A 15,673-nucleotide genomic window follows, 5' to 3' on the forward strand; every position below is an offset into this window, starting at 1 on the left:
GCCCAATCGATCACTTTATGTTTCGCAGGGGCTCTTTCCAGGGCTATGAGGGCGGGATGGCGCCCGACGAAGCCCGGATTTCCGGCATCTGGCTGACATTCGCCGGGAAATACTGGTAACGGACTGCGACACTTGGGCAATTTAGCGCTCTGCCTGCCCGGCTTTCTCGGCAAGCGCAACTCTGGTACCAGCGGCCGATTATCTGGCTAACCCGTTTTGAGGCCGACATGCAGTTCATCGATCTTGGCGCGCAGCGCGAACGAATCCGCGACCGGCTGAAGGCCGCGATCGACCGTGTCGTCGACGAAGGCCGTTATATTCTTGGCCCGCAAGTCACCGAATTCGAGAATAAGCTTGCCGCCTATATCGGCACCAAGCATGTCGTGGCCTGCGCCAACGGCACCGACGCGCTGCTGTTGCCGCTGTTTGCGGCCGGCATCGGCCCGGGTGACGCGGTGTTCGTGCCGAGCTTCACTTTCGCCGCCACCGCCGAAGTGGTGGCGCTGGCCAAGGCCGAGCCGGTGTTCGTCGATGTCGACCCGCATAGCTACAACATCGACATTGCCAGCCTCGAAGCGGCCATCGCCATGATCAAGAAGCAAGGCCGGCTGAAGCCGAAGGCAATCATTCCCGTCGATCTGTTCGGCCTTGCCGCCGACTACGAGGCGATCATGGCGATCGCCAACCGCGAAGGGCTGATGGTGATCGAGGATGCCGCCCAGTCGATGGGCGGTTCGCTCGACGGCAAGATGTGCGGTGCTTTCGGCCATGTCGGATCGACCAGCTTCTATCCGGCCAAGCCGCTTGGCTGCTACGGCGATGGCGGCGCGATGTTCACCAATGATGATGCGCTGGCCGAGCAGCTCAGATCCTTCGCCTTCCACGGCAAGGGCGAAACGCAATATGACAATGTCCGCGTCGGCATCAATTCGCGGCTCGACACGATACAGGCGGCGATCCTGATCGAGAAGCTGGCCATCCTCGAAGACGAGATGGTTGCGCGCCAGGTGGTGGCAAAGCGCTATGCCGACGGGCTTGGCGACATCGTCACCGCGGCCCGCAATCTGGACGGCAGCCGTTCGGCCTGGGCGCAGTACGCCATCGAGACACCCAAGCGCGACGGGCTGAAGGCGCATCTCGGCGATAAGGGCATTCCGTCGGTCATCTACTATGTGAAGCCGCTGCATGCCCAGGTCGCCTATCGCGACTACCCGCGCACGCCGACCGGCCTGGCCGTTTCGGAAGACCTGCCGAAGCGTATCCTCTGCCTGCCGATGCACCCCTATCTCAGCGAAGCCGACCAGGACCAAATCATCGAGACGATCCGCAACTATATCGGCTCGAATTCAGCGCAGGCCGCAGCGGAGTAAGCTGCCGAGCCTTTCTCAGCCGGGGCCCGCAGCCCTGCCGCTGGCAATGAAATGCGGATTGGCAAAATCCTCGTCGTCGCTTTGCCTGCGCTTGCCATAAACCAGAGGCTGGCCATCGAGCGTGCGCGTCATGCCGCCGGCGGCGCGCAGGATGGCGTCGCCCGCCGCTGTGTCCCATTCCATGGTGCGGCCGAAGCGCGGATAGACATCGGCCTCGGCACTGGCGAGAAGGCAGAATTTCAAGGACGAACCGACCGAAACGATTTCGGCGGCACCCAGGTCGCGAATATAGGCCTCGGTTTCCGGTGTGTTGTGAGACCGACTGGCGACGACGGCCAGCGGCGTCGCGGCCGTTCTCGCCGCGATCGACCGGCGGCCGACGACCTGGTAATCGCCATCGATTTCGAGTGATTCCGCCCTGCCCGGCTGGCCGGAAAAGAAGCGCCCCGTACAGGGCGCAAAGACGACGCCGACTTCCGGCACGCCATCGCGAACCAGCGCTATGTTGACGGTGAAATCGGTGCGGCGGTTAACGAACTCCTTGGTCCCATCGAGCGGATCGATCAGAAAAAAAGCCCCGTCCAGGTCGGGCGGCACGATCCCGGCGGAAGCTTCTTCCTCGGCCACGCAGGGGATATCGGGAAATGCGGCACGCAGTCCGGCGAGAATGATCTTTTCGCTCTCGCGGTCCGCCTCGGTCACCGGCGAGGCGTCGGACTTGCGGTCAACCGCACAGCCGGCGTGGAATACGCGCATCACCTCGCGCCCGGCCGACAAGGCCAGGCGCTCGAAGATTTCGAGCATCAGCCTGTCGTCAGATGCCGCCGCCGCTATCGTATTGGTCTTCGGCAATGTCGCGCTCGTTCAGCCAGTGTTCCAGGGCGTCGACCATCTCTTCGGCCGACTTGCCGAGTGTCCGCAGATGGATCTCCGGGGTTTCCGGCGCTTCATAAGGGGAATCGACGCCGGTGAAATTCTTGATCTCGCCATTCAGTGCGCGCGCATAGAGGCCCTTGGGATCACGCCTGGCGCATTCCTCGAACGGCGTATCGACAAACACCTCGATGAACTCGCCATCGGCCATCAATTCGCGCGCCATGCGCCGTTCGGCGCTGAACGGCGAAATGAACGACACGATGACGACCAACCCGGCATCGGCCATCAAACGCGCCACTTCGGCGACGCGGCGGATGTTTTCGACGCGATCAGCGTCGGTGAAACCAAGATCGCGGTTGAGACCGTGACGGACGTTGTCGCCGTCCAGGATATAGGTATGGCGGCCGGTAGCGAACAGCTTCTTTTCGAACAGGTTGGCGATGGTCGACTTGCCGGATCCCGACAGCCCAGTGAACCAGAACACGGCGGGCCGCTGGTTCTTCATGTCGGCGCGCACGCGCTTGCCCACATCGAGCGACTGCCAATGAATGTTTTCGGCACGGCGCAACGAGTGCAGGATCATGCCGGCGCCGACCGTGGCGTTGGAGATGCGGTCGATCAAGATGAAGGCGCCGGTAGTGCGGTTTTCGGCGAAGGGATCGAAGGCGATCGGCGTCCGCGTCGAGATGTTGCAGATGCCGACTTCGTTCATTTCGAGCGACTTGGCCGCTTCATGGGCAAAGTCATTGACGTTGATCCGATATTTCAGGTCGGTGACGGTGGCGCTGGTCTGGTCGGTCTCGGTGCGCAGGATGTAAGAGCGGCCTGGTAGCAACGCATGCTCGTCGAACCAGACGATGTTGGCGGCGAACTGGTCGGCGACTTGCGGCCGTGCGGCAGGCGAAACCAGCATGTTGCCGCGCGAGATTTCGACTTCGTCATCGAGGACGAGCGTGACGGCCTGGCCGACGGCCGCCTGGGCGAGATCGCCGCCATACGAGACGATCCGCTTGACGCGCGAGGATTTGCCGGACTTGGCGACAACGACCTCGTCGCCGGGCGCAACCGAGCCGGAGGCGACCGTGCCGGCAAAGCCGCGAAAGTCGAGATTGGGACGATTGACATACTGGACCGGGAAACGGAACGGCAGTTCGACCATCGCTTCGTCGACCGACACGGTTTCGAGATGCTCGATCAGCGTCGGGCCGGAATACCATTCCATGCTTTCCGACCGGCGGCTGACATTGTCGCCATAACGGGCCGACATTGGGATCGGCACAATGGTCTGGAAGCCGAGATCGCGTGAGAATTGCCCGTAGTCTTCGACGATCCGGTCGAAAACCGCCTGATCGAAATCGACAAGATCGATCTTGTTGACGGCCAGCACGACGTGGCGGATGCCGAGCAGCGAGGCGATGATCGAATGCCGCCTTGTCTGGCGAAGCACCCCCTGCCGGGCATCGATCAGCACGATTGCCAGGTCGGCGGTCGAGGCGCCGGTGGCCATGTTGCGGGTGTATTGCTCGTGGCCAGGTGTGTCGGCAACGATGAATTTGCGTTTCGGTGTGGCGAAGAAGCGGTAAGCGACGTCGATGGTGATGCCTTGCTCGCGCTCGGCCTCCAGACCGTCGACCAGCAGCGCGAAATCGATGTCGTCGCCCGTCGTGCCATGCTTGCGCGAATCGCGTTCGAGCGCGGCGAGTTGATCCTCGAAAATCTGCTTGGTGTCGGACAGCAGGCGCCCGATCAGCGTCGACTTGCCGTCATCGACCGAGCCGCAGGTCAGGAAGCGCAGCAGCGACTTTTTCTCCTGCGCAGCCAGATAGTCGCGAACGTCGTCGGTGGGAGCGAGGCTCTTTGCCATGATGTGGCGCATGGTCAAAAGTACCCCTCGCGCTTCTTCTTTTCCATCGAGCCGGCTTCATCGCGGTCGATCAGGCGACCCTGCCGTTCGGACGTGCGTGCCGTCAGCATTTCGCCGACGATGGCTTCCAGCGTGTCGGCATCCGATTCGATGGCGCCGGTCAGCGGATAGCAACCCAGCGTGCGGAACCGCACCAGCCTGTTCTCCACTGTCTCGCCGGGGCGCAGTTTCATGCGGTCGTCGTCCCGCAGGATCAGCATGCCGTCGCGTTCCACCACCGGCCGTTCCTTCGCGAAATAGAGCGGCACGATCGGGATACTTTCCTGCAGGATGTACTGCCAGATATCGAGTTCGGTCCAGTTCGACAGCGGAAAGACGCGGATCGATTCACCCGATGCGATGCGGGTGTTGAATATCTTCCACATTTCGGGGCGCTGGTTCTTCGGATCCCACACATGCTGAGCGTTGCGGAACGAAAAGATGCGCTCCTTGGCGCGCGATTTCTCCTCGTCGCGACGAGCGCCGCCAAAGGCCGCATCGAAACCGTATTTGTCGAGCGCCTGGCGCAGCGCCACGGTCTTCATGACATGGGTGTGGGTGTTCGAACCATGGTCGAACGGATTGATGTTGTCGCGCACGCCGTCTTCGTTGACATGAACCAGGAGATCGAAGCCGAGTTTCTGCGCCATCTGATCGCGAAAGGCGATCATCTCGCGGAACTTCCACGTCGTGTCGACGTGAAGAAAGGGGAACGGCGGCTTGGCGGGATAAAACGCCTTCATCGCCAGATGCATCAACACGGATGAATCCTTGCCGACCGAATAGAGCATGACCGGCTTGGCAAAAGCGGCCGCAACCTCACGGAATATATGGATGGACTCGGCTTCAAGCCGCTGAAGATGCGTAAGCGCTGTTGTCATGGGCCGTGGGCGTTCTTTCGTATCTTCCAACAGAAGACCTTGCCTCAAATCATCGAGCTCTTCGCGCCCGGTTCGAGCCTTGTTTCCGGACAATCTTTCTCGTGCCGGCGTTCTAGCAGATCGCCATTGTCAAGAACAATGCAAGACTGGCCCAGCCGCACATGGTTCGAGAATGAATTTTCCACAGATGCCGGCAAACCCGGAAATTCCTGCCCGCAAGCTCAACGGCCCAGAAAACGCGGGGAAAATATTGCTTGAATGGACCAGTGTGCGGCTTTCAAGTGACTTCCTCTGGTCGGCCCGCGCCTGCCGCCGATTTTCGGTGGCAATCTGCCCTATACACTATCGAAAATGGGGGGCAGCCGCTATACCAGCCTCGGGAAGCGGGCAAGTGCATCATGAGGCATGGGCAATTTCGAGGCGAGCGCATTCAACTTCGCTAAACAGATCCGCCGCATGAAACTTGCCGAAGACAGCGAGCCCGAAAATTGACCCGGCTTTCATCCCTGAGACAGCAATTCACGCCTTCGCGGATCAACAACTACTTCTCCATCCTTTGCTTCTTTTTTCCACCGGTTCTGGGATCGGTGGTCAGCTTCGTATTCAATGGCGGAGGCCTTTCGTCAGTCCTGCTGATTGCTTTACGGAAAAGGCGCTTCAACGCCGACCGGCCCATGATCTGGATGACGGTCGCGATCTATGCCTACTGCGCCTCCAATCTCCTGGCTTCCATCGTCAACAATTCGTTCGCCCGGGATGCGCCGCATCTTATCCCGCTGGTGACCTTCCTGTTTTTCCCCGTGTCCTATTCGACCTGGAGCATCACGCAGAAAACCACGCTTGCCCGCATCATCGTGCTTTCCAGCATGGCCGCCTGCTTTGTCGCGCTGCTCATAGCCGTCATCCAGCAATATTGGATTGGCGTCAGGGCCGAGGGGGGAGCTGGAAATCCGATCGTGTTCGCAACCGTCGTCTGCCTTGCCGTGGTCATGTGTGTGGCTGGCGCCTTGTCCGGTATTGAGCAAGCCCGGACACCCCTCTTCTACGCGGCACTGGCCGGGACGATCGCCGTCATCTATTCCGGCTCGCGTATCGTCTGGCTGGCACTGCTGATCACCGGTATCGCCGTCATGCTGATCAACCGGCACAGGCTCAGAGGCAGGAATGCCGTTCGCCTGCTGCTGCTGCTGGCGGCGGTCGGCGTCGTGATCGCCGCTTCCAGCTTCCAGGCGATATCCGGGCGGGTCGACTTTTTGCGCTCCGATTGGGGTGCGCTTGGAGCCAGCGGCAACTACGACACCTCGCTGGGAATACGTGTTGCGCTTTGGGAGATCGGACTCAAAGCATTCCATGACATGCCACTGTTCGGGCACGGTGTGGGTGCAACCCAGCTTCTGATCAACCAGGGCTTTCATGAGCAGTTCGCGATGGACACAGGCTTCAACCATTTTCACAACGGCTTCCTGACCGCCTTGGTGCAAGCGGGAATTCTGGGCGCCGTGACGCTGGCGGCGATCTTTATCGTTGCCGCTGGAAATGCCGTCCGGGTCTTGCGAAACAGCAGCGATCCGAGCGAGCGGTTCGGCGCGACCATGATTGTCGTCGTGGTGATCACCTATCTGACGGCCGGAATGACAGGCATCCTGATCGGCCATGACATTCTGGACTCGGTGCTGATGGTCTTCCTGGTGAGCGGAACATATCTCGCCTCCGGCCGCCAGGTTCCGTTGTTGGAAGAGCAGGCACCTGCGCCAGTGATGGAAGAGCGAGTAGTCAGCAAAGAGCTGTTTCGGGCAAGCCCATGAAGGTTCTGGTCACGGGAGCGACAGGTTTCATCGGGCGTCTTGTCGTGCGCCACCTTCGCGAAGCCGGTGCCGAGCTTCGCCTCGCCTCCCGCCATCCCGAGAGGCTGGGTTCGGAAAACGAGACTGTGCCGATGCCCGGTTTCGACGCGCCGGCCGCCGCCTTCCTGGAACTGACCCGGGATATGACTGACGTGGTCCATTGCGCCGGCCTCAACAATGATCAGGGAAATGCAACCGAAGCCGATTACAGGGCGGTCAATGTGGAATTGAGCGCGCGGCTGGCGCATGCAGCGGCGGCACAGGCCAGCGGACGCTTCATCCATCTCTCCTCGATCCGAGCGGTGATCGGCGCGCACGTCAGCGCAACGATCTACGAGGACACGCTTCCTGCCCCACAATGCGCCTATGGACGCTCGAAGCGCGAAGGCGAGATCAAGGTTTTGGACGCTTACGCGTTACACGGCCGCTCGGACGCCGCCGTGTTGCGCCTGCCTCCGGTTTATGGAAGCGGCATGAGGGGAAATCTGGCGACGCTGATGCGCCTGGCCGATACGGCACTGCCGCTGCCGACCGGCGCCTTGACGGGAATCCGCTCGCTGATGTCTGCCGGGGCCGCAGTGCGAGCGGTGTCGCACCTGCTGAGCCATTCGGGGTCACTTTGCCCGATCTATGTCGGCGCCGATGTACCGCCGGTCACCGTCGAGACCGTTATCGTCGCCTTTCGCGGAGGTTTGGGGCGGCCTGTGCGTCTGATGGCTGTGCCGGCCGGCCTGATACGGCCGGTCGTGGCCGCGCTCGGCAGGCGGGCGTTCTGGGACAGCCTGACTGCGACACAGATATGCGACCCCGCCCTGCTGGTATCGCAGGGGTGGACGCCTGAAGCTCGCACGGTCGAGCGGCTGGCCGAGCTGGCGCGGCTCGGTAGATCCTGACTCCCTGGTGACCTATCCGCTTCGGTAGAGCGTTCCAAACAGGATCCGAAAATCGAGCCAGAACGACGCAGTGCGGAGGTAGGCAGCATCCGTTTCGGCCAAAAGCTCCGGGTTCGACATGTCGATGCCCCTGATCTGGGCCAGGCCGGTTATGCCCGGCAGCGCCGCCAAAACCCCCAGCCGCCTGCGACACTCGATCAACTCCGTTTGGGTCGGCAGGCAGGGGCGCGGCCCGACCAGGCTCATTTCGCCCTTCAGGACGTTCCAGAATTGTGGCAGCTCGTCGAGCTTGAACTTCCGTAAGACCTTCCCGACCGATGTCACGGAATCCACCGGCGCCTCATGCGAGGGCAGTGACGGCGTCCCGACATACATCGTGCGCAACTTGTGGCAGCGAAAAAGCCGACCGTCACGGCCGACCCGCACCTGTGAAAAAATAGCCGGGCCCGGCGACGATGCCCGAACGGCAAGGACGGTGAGCGCCAAGACAGGAGATGTGGCCACCAGCAGCAGAGCCGCACCGGCAATATCGAAGATTTGCTTGGCTGCCTTCATGAACGGCCGATAGTGCTCCCTGCCGAAGTCCCGAGGCAACGCCGCAGGCAAATGCCGTCAATCCGGTCGACGTAGCATGAGCCGATCTTTTGGCCAAGCGTGCCACGCACTCGTGCCAATGTTCAGATGCGCCCCAGGACGAAAGCGAGATAGAGCCCTAGGTTTCCGGAAACTGTCTGCCTATAGACGCCGCTTTGGCGCAAGCCCGCCAAACGCCGGAAAAGACCGCCGTTGCGCCCGCGGGTGAAAAGGTCGAGGCACGCCGTCGCGTCCTCGGTCAGGAGGTCGCGATTGAGGGCGAGACCGTCGAGGTTAAGGTCTGTCCAGCCGGCGAATTCCCCCTTGAACAGGCGGCCAAGCCGGGAGAACCTTGCTTTCCAGGACACGTTGGCGCCGACCAGGTTCGCCGCGTGCTGCCGGTAGCGCACCAGCGGCCGCGGATCGTAGCGGACGATGCCGCCGGCGGCGGTCACGATGAGATAGGCCCACCAGTCATGGCTGACGAACCCGGTCCGCGTGGAGGCCCTGGCCAGCAGGTCGCGTGCCGCAGCGTTGAGCAGGATTGTGTTGCCGCCGGCGATGCTTTGCACAAGCGCGTTGCGAAAGGTTGGCGGCCGGGCAAACAGCGGCGAATGGCCGACAAGACTTCCTGTTTCCGTCATGGTGGCGGTTCGCGAACAAAACATCAGCGGGGTTTTCGCATCCTGGGTCCGCATCCAGCTGATGGCGCTCTCCAGCCTCTCGGTCTCCCAGATATCGTCCTGGTCGCAGAAGGCATAGCAGTCCGCCTCGATGCGTCGGTCGACGATCATGGAGCGGAAATTGGCGGCGAAGCCTTGCCGCGGCCCCTCTACCAGCGTCATCCGACCTTTGGGCCGCCAGCGGGATTTCCATGTCTCGATGATGGCGGTCGTGCCGTCGACGGAGCCATCGTCTGAAATCCACAGGTCGACCAGAGGGTGCGACTGCGCGAGCAGGGACTGCAGCTGTTCATCGATGAAGGCCGCGCCATCCTTCGTGCCCATCAGGACCGCTATGCGCAGATCTGCTTTGCTCACGACCAAGATCGCTTTCTGAATTCTGAACCTAGCTCGCCTGCCCGGCCGTTTTCGGGATCGCGTCTTGACGTGCACTCTCCCTGGCCTTCTTGGCGCGGTCGAGACCTGCCAATGCGGCGAGCGCGGCAGCCTTGTCCTGGTTTTTCGCCGACTGCTGCAGCGCCGTGAGCGCGACCTGGACATCCGACCATTCCACGACGTCCGTGCTGAGGCCGAAAACCTTCGAGATGCCGAGTTCTACGAGTTCCTCGTCTTCGCCATGCAGCGTTTCGTGAAGTTTTTCGCCCGGCCTGATGCCGGTGAACCGGATCGCGATGTCCTTGTATGGGCTCTTTCCGGACAAGCGGATCATCGTTTCGGCCACTTCAAGGATCGGCACCGGCTTGCCCATGTCGAGCATATAGACGGCATAATCGTGTCCGCTCTGCCGCGACGCGGCATCGGCCGCCGACATGATGACGAGATCGACGGCTTCGGCCACGGTCATGAAATAGCGCGTCATGCGCCGGTCGGTGATGGTGACGGGCCCCCCAGCCTCGATTTGCGCCTGGAATATGGTCGCCACCGAACCATTGCTGCCGAAGACATTGCCGAACCGCACTGCAATGAACTTGGTGGCCGGGTCACGCCCGCCCGTCTGGCCATGCAAGGCGCTGATGATCTGTTCGGCGGCCCGCTTCGTCATGCCGAGCACTGATGAGGGATCCACCGCCTTGTCGCTCGATATCAGGACAAATTGCGCAACCCCGCACTTGGCGGCAACTTCGGCGCAGACGAGCGTTCCGAAAATGTTGGTTTGAACGGCTGAATCCCAGTTTTCCTCGAGCAGCGGAACGTGCTTGAGCGCCGCGGCATGAAAGATGATGTCCGGCCGGAATTCCGTGACGACACGCGTTATCTGGCGCCGGTCCGCGACATCGACGATGCGGACCTTGAGCCGGTCATGGTCCTTCTCGTCAACATACTGGCTCAACTGGAAAATGCCGAACTCGGAGTTGTCGGCGACCAACACCGCCTCGGCTCCCAGTTCCAGCGACCGCTTGACCAGCGTCTGGCCGATCGAACCGGCGCCGCCGGTCACCAGAACGCGTTTGCCGCTGACAAAGGCGCCGATGCGCTGGATGTCGGACGCGACCGCCGGACGGCGCAGGATCGTTTCCATCTCAACGGTGTCGAGAACCAGCTTTCCGTGCTGTTCCAGCTCCGAAAGGCCTGAGAACTGCACCACATTTATGTCGCCGTGCCGGGCAATGCGCACGAGTTCCGAATAGTCCTCGATTTCGTGCTCGGCGCCGCTGCCGAAAATCAGCAAGTCCAGGCTTTTGGTGCCGGTCGCATAGTCTTCCAGGACATCGATCAGGCGCGGCATGGTCGCCACCACGGGAACACCTTGAATCCGCGTGCCCAACGGTGCGCCGCGCTCGGTCGCCATGATGCCGGCGATGGAATAGTCCGCCGGTTGCGCCGTGCGCGTGAAGCGAATGATCAGGTCGGCCTCGTCGAGCCGGCCGACGAACAGAGCGCGCTTGGCCTGCCTGATGTCGGTCTTGCGGCTCAGAATCCCCCAGCTCGCGCCGTCACGCAGGAAGCGGTAGAATAGCCGGGGTGCCGATATTATGGTGAAGGAGACGAGGAAGAAGACGATGAACTGACGCTCGTTGAGCCCCGCGACCGGCCGGTAAAACCGCAGCAGCAGCGACGCCACATAAAGAGTGAACGTCAAGATCGCGCAGCTCTTCAGGATGTTGAAAAAGTCCGGCGTCGAGGCGAAGCGCCAGACGGTGGTGTAGAGGCCACTGTAGCGGAACAGCAAATGGCTGATGACGACAATGCCCGCCCATGTCGCCAGACCCTCCTCGGAGAGCGCGTCGAACGAAAGATTCGACCGCGAAAGCACGAGGCTGAGTGCCACGGCGACCAGGACCATGACCACGTCCTGGACCATGATGAAGGCGCGCCGCATCTGTGGCCTGAGCCCGAACACAGCTTCGAGGTGGGAATTCATTGGACGGCACTAGACTCCAGGCTCAGGGGCATCGACACCAGCGAGGTGCGACACGAAGATACTTCGCGACCGATCACCTTACTCAAGTGCCATCCCCGGCCCCCGCCGTGCTGTATCGCATACTGCGGGGGCGAGGGCATAGCCAGAGTTTTTTTCGGACAAGAAGCGTCCAGTGGAGAACATGGATCTTGCTCGGGCGGTTGCCGCAAAGTCAACATTATCAAAAGCTAAAGTAAGCTAGACAGCATGCGTTCAGTTTTGCCGCAGTTGACTCTGCTCCCCACCGCGTTACGACGCAATGCGTTGCCATATGCCCATCGAAATGGCTATTAGAGACGGGCTTGGTGGTTCGCTATGGCCAGCGAAGAATAATGCGCCAGAACAACGGATTGCGATACTCCCAGCTATGATTGCGGCACTAAACGGCGCTTTTGACGACATCTCAAAGGCCATGAGATTACACCGGGTCTGGATTGCGCTTGCCCATGAGGACATCGGCGACCAGCACAGACGCACGACGCTCGGCCCGCTTTGGATGCTGGTCAATTATCTGGCATTCATCGGCACTTTCATCTTCGTTTTCAAGACCAAGGACACGGATTCGGCCGGATACACGGCCTATGCCTCGATCGGCCTAGTTGTCTGGTTCTACCTTATGGAGATGATCAGCCTGAGCGTGCCCCTGTTCTCGCGCGAAGCCAGTTTCATTCAAGGTACGAGGCTGCCACTCTTCGTGTATGTGATGCGGCTGACGGTGCAATGTATCATCCGAGCGAGCTATTCGGTCGCGGGTTGCATCGTCATCCTGCTGCTGAGCGGTTTGGGAATCAGCGCTGAGTGGCTTTTGTCGATCCCGGGGTTGTTGCTGATTGTGCTCGCGACCCCTGCAATCGTAATGGTTTTCGCATTCCTGGGCGCATTCTTTCCCGATGCTCAGTTCATCGTCGGCAACATCATGCGAGTCGGCACGTTTCTTACGCCAGTCTTCTGGGCCTATCATGGGCAAGGCGGTATACAGAACTATGCCTATCATTGGAATCCGTTCACATATTTCCTGGAAGTGGTGCGTGCGCCAATCGCGAGCGGCGAATTCCCAACCCATCCCTTTGTTGTGACAGCCTACATCTCCTTGGCTTTCTGGGCGGTTGCGTTGCTGCTGCTGGGCGGATATCGCAAGCGCGTCGTTTTCCTGATCTGAGCTCAAAATGATTTCCATCAAGCTGGACAATGTCAGCCTCGCCTACCGCCTCTACGAAAAATTGACGCTTACGGCGCCTGACCGGCGCCTGGGTGGTCTTGGAGGCAAAATCGGACGATCCGGCGGCAAGCAGGTCGTGCAGGCGCTGGAAGATGTCAGCTTTGAACTCAAAGCGGGCGACCGTTTGGGCTTGGTCGGCCCAAACGGGGCCGGCAAGACGACACTGCTCAAGGTGTTGTACGGCATCTATCAGCCATCGGCCGGCACAGTAGCCATTGAAGGCAAAGTCGACGCTTTGTTCAACATCAACATAGGATTTCGCCCCGAAGCGACGGGGCGGCGAAACATTGTTCTGAGGGGTTTGATCAGCGGGTGGACCGAGGCCGAGATCCAAGAAAAAATGCCGGAGATCATCGCCTTCAGCGAACTTGGCGACTTTATCGATGTCCCCTTCAAAACCTATAGCCAGGGTATGGCCGCTCGCCTTGCTTTCTCAGCGGCTACAGCCCTTGACCCCGAAATTCTGCTGATGGACGAGTGGATCGGCGCCGGCGACGCCCAATTTCAAGAAAAAGCCAAGCGACGCATGGATGAACTGGCAGAGAAGGCAGGCATCATCGTCCTGGCGACCCACAATGAGAGCCTGCTCGAAAGCGTATGTACGAAGAGAATGACGCTTAAGAACGGAAGGGTCGAAGCCTTCACGACGAAACCTGCAGAGAGGGCTGGAACGCGAGCTAAGTCTTAAGGTACTCTTCCCGGATACTATATGCTCGCAGTTCAGATTCCCAATTCGTCGCACCTGCTGCGGTTGAGTATGCCAACGTTGCGCCCTGTGGACGTTACTAAAATGAATTGCGCGCGCGATTGGTCAACTGCCTGCTAGAGATCGCCTGGACAAGCGTTTCGCGAGGCCCATGCCGGGCCGCTCGATGTATCGATAGCTCACCAGCGCCAAAGGAATCAATACAGCAAGAGTGCAGATGGTCGAGACGAAGAACGGGACGGATGCGCCGCTGAATGCTGAATAGATCGTGCGATACAGGCCGCACCTCTCCAAGCCGACCAGAACAACAGGGTGCCAGAGATAGAGGCTGAAGCTGGCGTTCCCGAGGGTCATTGCAACTCGGTTCACGAACCATCTTGCCGGATGAAGAGAAACTCCGACTACTGCTCCAGCTAGAGCGACCGCCCACGCTACGCGCCCGCCTAAACCAGGGATGTAGGCAGAAAAGTCGATCAGGCCGATGACCGCCAATAAACTGACGCCAAATACTGCCTGACCGGCCAGAGGGGAGGTTTGACGAAGCTTAAGCCAAACGTGATATCCGGCTATGCCGGCTGCAAAATTCACCATGTGGCCAACCAGCGAATATCCACCAAATGCCGCGATTGGCCCTGTTGTCCCTTGGAACGCAGCATCCCAGCTAACTGTGACGAACACGACCACGGCTAGGAAGACCAGTGAGCGCGTAAGATCGGTCACTGCAAAAACCAGCAATGGCAGAATGGCATAGAAGGCCATTTCGATGCCGATCGTCCACGAGGCCATGACGTAGCCGGTCACATACTGGGGCGTCAGATTGAAGATGAACAGTGCAGAGCTGACGACGTACCCGAGAGCAAACGGCGAGGTGGGAAACTGCGCGGCGCCAAACATCCAGTAGAGTGGGAAATAGAACGCCATCATGAAATAAAACAGCGGCGCAATCCGAAGGAAGCGGCGCAAGTAGTATTCCCGCAGATCATCCCGCGAGCCAATCTTGCTGCTATAACCGACAAACAATCCGAAAGCGCTGACGATAAAGAACAGCGGCACGCCATAGCCAAAGTGCGATCGGACGAATCCTAGATAATGGGGAATCTCCAGCTTCGTGAGCCAGACCATGTGAAAGAGTACAATCGATAGCGCCGCGTAGCAGCGCATTGCAAGAAGGCCTGGCAGATCAATCCGCGCGGTCTTGTTTTCGGGGCGTATCTCCGTATTCATTCCGTCTCGCTTGTAACTCAAACCAACTCGTCCTACTGTCTGTCTGGGGTACCCGCGACCATTCGCTTTTCTTCGGCTCCGACCTAAGCTTTCACCGATCCCCATACACTCGCTGCCTCAACCGCCGCCGGCTTATTACCTCGGCACGTTCACGGCCTTTCGCAAGCTTGCATGAAAGCCGTCGCTGCCGCATGTCGCCATGTAATCGGGCTCCCGAAGATCGTTGGCAAGAGGTAGGTGTCCGAGGCCTTCCAATTGGGCTGTCCTTCCCGACCGAGTGCGAGAGCTACTTCAAAGCTGTAGAGTATAACACCGACTAAGCAGAAAAATTCTTTAGCGGGCGTGTTTCCGTGCCAAATATACTTCTGTAAATTCGCCTACTATTCCGTGCCAGTGATCGTGAAAACGGCACACCTCGACGTCCATTCCTGACCACCGGTGGATCAGTTCTGGAAGGTCATAGCCGTAGTGAAATGTTACCAGCGAACCAGCATCGCTAACCGGATTCCCATGATATTCCGGCTCGCCGGTGTGCTGGATCGTTCCGTCCGGCCTGTAGAGCGCACGGCGCTCACTGTCGATCTTGCCCTTGTAGGTGGGAACGGTGAACAGGTAAGCGCCGCCTGGTTTCAGGGTGCGGACAATCTCCTTTGTCACCCGCTCCGGCATATTCACATGCTCCATGACATCAAGTGTAACGACGACATCGAAAGTCGCATCACCAAATGTCTGCGCCTCCAAGTTCTCGTTTCGGAAGCCCTTGACGGACGAGCCCAAACGCTCTCCGGGAAAGTACTGCGATTCAACATACCCGGCACATTCCCGCTTCAACTTCGGAGAAATCCCGCGGGGAGTGGGAGAGGATTCATGAATAACAAGGTTGCGCCAACGAGGGATATGTCGCGTGAGCGTAAGAGCCAAAGCGCGCTCGCGCGGGATCGATCCACATCTGGAGCAGAGCAGATGATCACGATACCAATCATAGTTGGCGGAAAACTCGACATTGGCTTCACAGATTGGGCAGTAACCTGCCCGGCGGTAAACTGGATGAGAATCGGAATTCATGGAGCACCATCAGGATTTTCAAAAAACGAAGCCGT

General features: G+C 59.8%; 13 protein-coding genes. 5 read left to right on the plus strand and 8 right to left on the minus strand.

What is annotated here, in order from left to right:
- The first annotated feature begins 227 nt into the window (after positions 1–227).
- Positions 228–1,370 carry a DegT/DnrJ/EryC1/StrS aminotransferase family protein gene (locus tag X735_RS165290; protein WP_023808516.1) on the plus strand — a complete coding sequence of 381 codons (1,143 nt, stop codon included), beginning with the start codon at positions 228–230 and terminating at the stop codon, positions 1,368–1,370.
- A 15-nt stretch (positions 1,371–1,385) separates the two neighbouring features.
- On the opposite strand, the gene cysQ is transcribed toward X735_RS165290, so the two are convergent.
- The 3 genes from cysQ to cysD are packed head-to-tail and all read right to left on the minus strand — an operon-like array spanning position 1,386 to position 5,030.
- Positions 1,386–2,174, minus strand: coding sequence for a 3'(2'),5'-bisphosphate nucleotidase CysQ (gene cysQ / locus X735_RS165285; RefSeq protein WP_023808517.1), 789 nt, complete (start codon positions 2,172–2,174; stop codon positions 1,386–1,388).
- A 10-nt stretch (positions 2,175–2,184) separates the two neighbouring features.
- On the minus strand, positions 2,185–4,122 hold the full coding sequence (gene cysN, locus X735_RS165280) for a sulfate adenylyltransferase subunit CysN (RefSeq protein ID WP_023808518.1): 1,938 nt from the start codon (positions 4,120–4,122) through the stop codon (positions 2,185–2,187).
- A gap of 2 nt (positions 4,123–4,124) precedes the next feature.
- Positions 4,125–5,030: a sulfate adenylyltransferase subunit CysD gene (gene cysD, locus X735_RS165275; RefSeq protein ID WP_023808519.1), complete on the minus strand. Its 906-nt coding sequence runs from the start codon at positions 5,028–5,030 to the stop codon at positions 4,125–4,127.
- A gap of 488 nt (positions 5,031–5,518) precedes the next feature.
- Between cysD and X735_RS165270 the strand changes: the two genes are divergently transcribed.
- Positions 5,519–6,835 (plus strand): O-antigen ligase, encoded by a 1,317-nt coding sequence (locus X735_RS165270; RefSeq protein WP_023808520.1) that lies wholly within the window; start codon positions 5,519–5,521, stop codon positions 6,833–6,835.
- The gene (locus tag X735_RS165265; protein ID WP_023808521.1) at positions 6,832–7,767 is read left to right on the plus strand and encodes an NAD-dependent epimerase/dehydratase family protein; all 936 of its coding nucleotides are present in this window, start codon (positions 6,832–6,834) and stop codon (positions 7,765–7,767) included. Before X735_RS165270 ends, X735_RS165265 begins: the two co-directional genes overlap by 4 nt.
- 12 nt (positions 7,768–7,779) lie before the next feature.
- On the opposite strand, the gene X735_RS165260 is transcribed toward X735_RS165265, so the two are convergent.
- From X735_RS165260 to X735_RS165250, 3 genes are all read right to left on the minus strand, one after another.
- Positions 7,780–8,322 carry a sugar transferase gene (locus X735_RS165260; RefSeq protein WP_023808522.1) on the minus strand — a complete coding sequence of 181 codons (543 nt, stop codon included), beginning with the start codon at positions 8,320–8,322 and terminating at the stop codon, positions 7,780–7,782.
- A gap of 122 nt (positions 8,323–8,444) precedes the next feature.
- Complete coding sequence (locus tag X735_RS165255) at positions 8,445–9,380, minus strand: glycosyltransferase family 2 protein (protein ID WP_023808523.1); 936 nt, start codon at positions 9,378–9,380, stop codon at positions 8,445–8,447.
- A gap of 28 nt (positions 9,381–9,408) precedes the next feature.
- Positions 9,409–11,385 carry a nucleoside-diphosphate sugar epimerase/dehydratase gene (locus X735_RS165250; RefSeq protein ID WP_031212183.1) on the minus strand — a complete coding sequence of 659 codons (1,977 nt, stop codon included), beginning with the start codon at positions 11,383–11,385 and terminating at the stop codon, positions 9,409–9,411.
- 310 nt (positions 11,386–11,695) lie between these two features.
- On the opposite strand from X735_RS165250, the gene X735_RS165245 reads away from it, so the two are divergent.
- Both X735_RS165245 and X735_RS165240 read left to right on the plus strand, forming a co-directional pair.
- Positions 11,696–12,583 carry an ABC transporter permease gene (locus X735_RS165245; RefSeq protein ID WP_245273030.1) on the plus strand — a complete coding sequence of 296 codons (888 nt, stop codon included), beginning with the start codon at positions 11,696–11,698 and terminating at the stop codon, positions 12,581–12,583.
- A 7-nt stretch (positions 12,584–12,590) separates the two neighbouring features.
- The gene (locus X735_RS165240; RefSeq protein WP_023808526.1) at positions 12,591–13,331 is read left to right on the plus strand and encodes an ABC transporter ATP-binding protein; all 741 of its coding nucleotides are present in this window, start codon (positions 12,591–12,593) and stop codon (positions 13,329–13,331) included.
- A gap of 123 nt (positions 13,332–13,454) precedes the next feature.
- On the opposite strand, the gene X735_RS1000000166690 is transcribed toward X735_RS165240, so the two are convergent.
- Both X735_RS1000000166690 and X735_RS0133395 read right to left on the minus strand, forming a co-directional pair.
- The gene (locus tag X735_RS1000000166690) at positions 13,455–14,573 is read right to left on the minus strand and encodes an acyltransferase (protein WP_023808527.1); all 1,119 of its coding nucleotides are present in this window, start codon (positions 14,571–14,573) and stop codon (positions 13,455–13,457) included.
- Between the two features lie 333 nt (positions 14,574–14,906).
- Positions 14,907–15,638, minus strand: coding sequence for a class I SAM-dependent methyltransferase (locus X735_RS0133395; protein ID WP_031212187.1), 732 nt, complete (start codon positions 15,636–15,638; stop codon positions 14,907–14,909).
- Positions 15,639–15,673: the final 35 nt, after the last annotated feature.

The organism is Mesorhizobium sp. L2C084A000 (assembly GCF_000502875.1).
Taxonomy (GTDB): domain Bacteria; phylum Pseudomonadota; class Alphaproteobacteria; order Rhizobiales; family Rhizobiaceae; genus Mesorhizobium.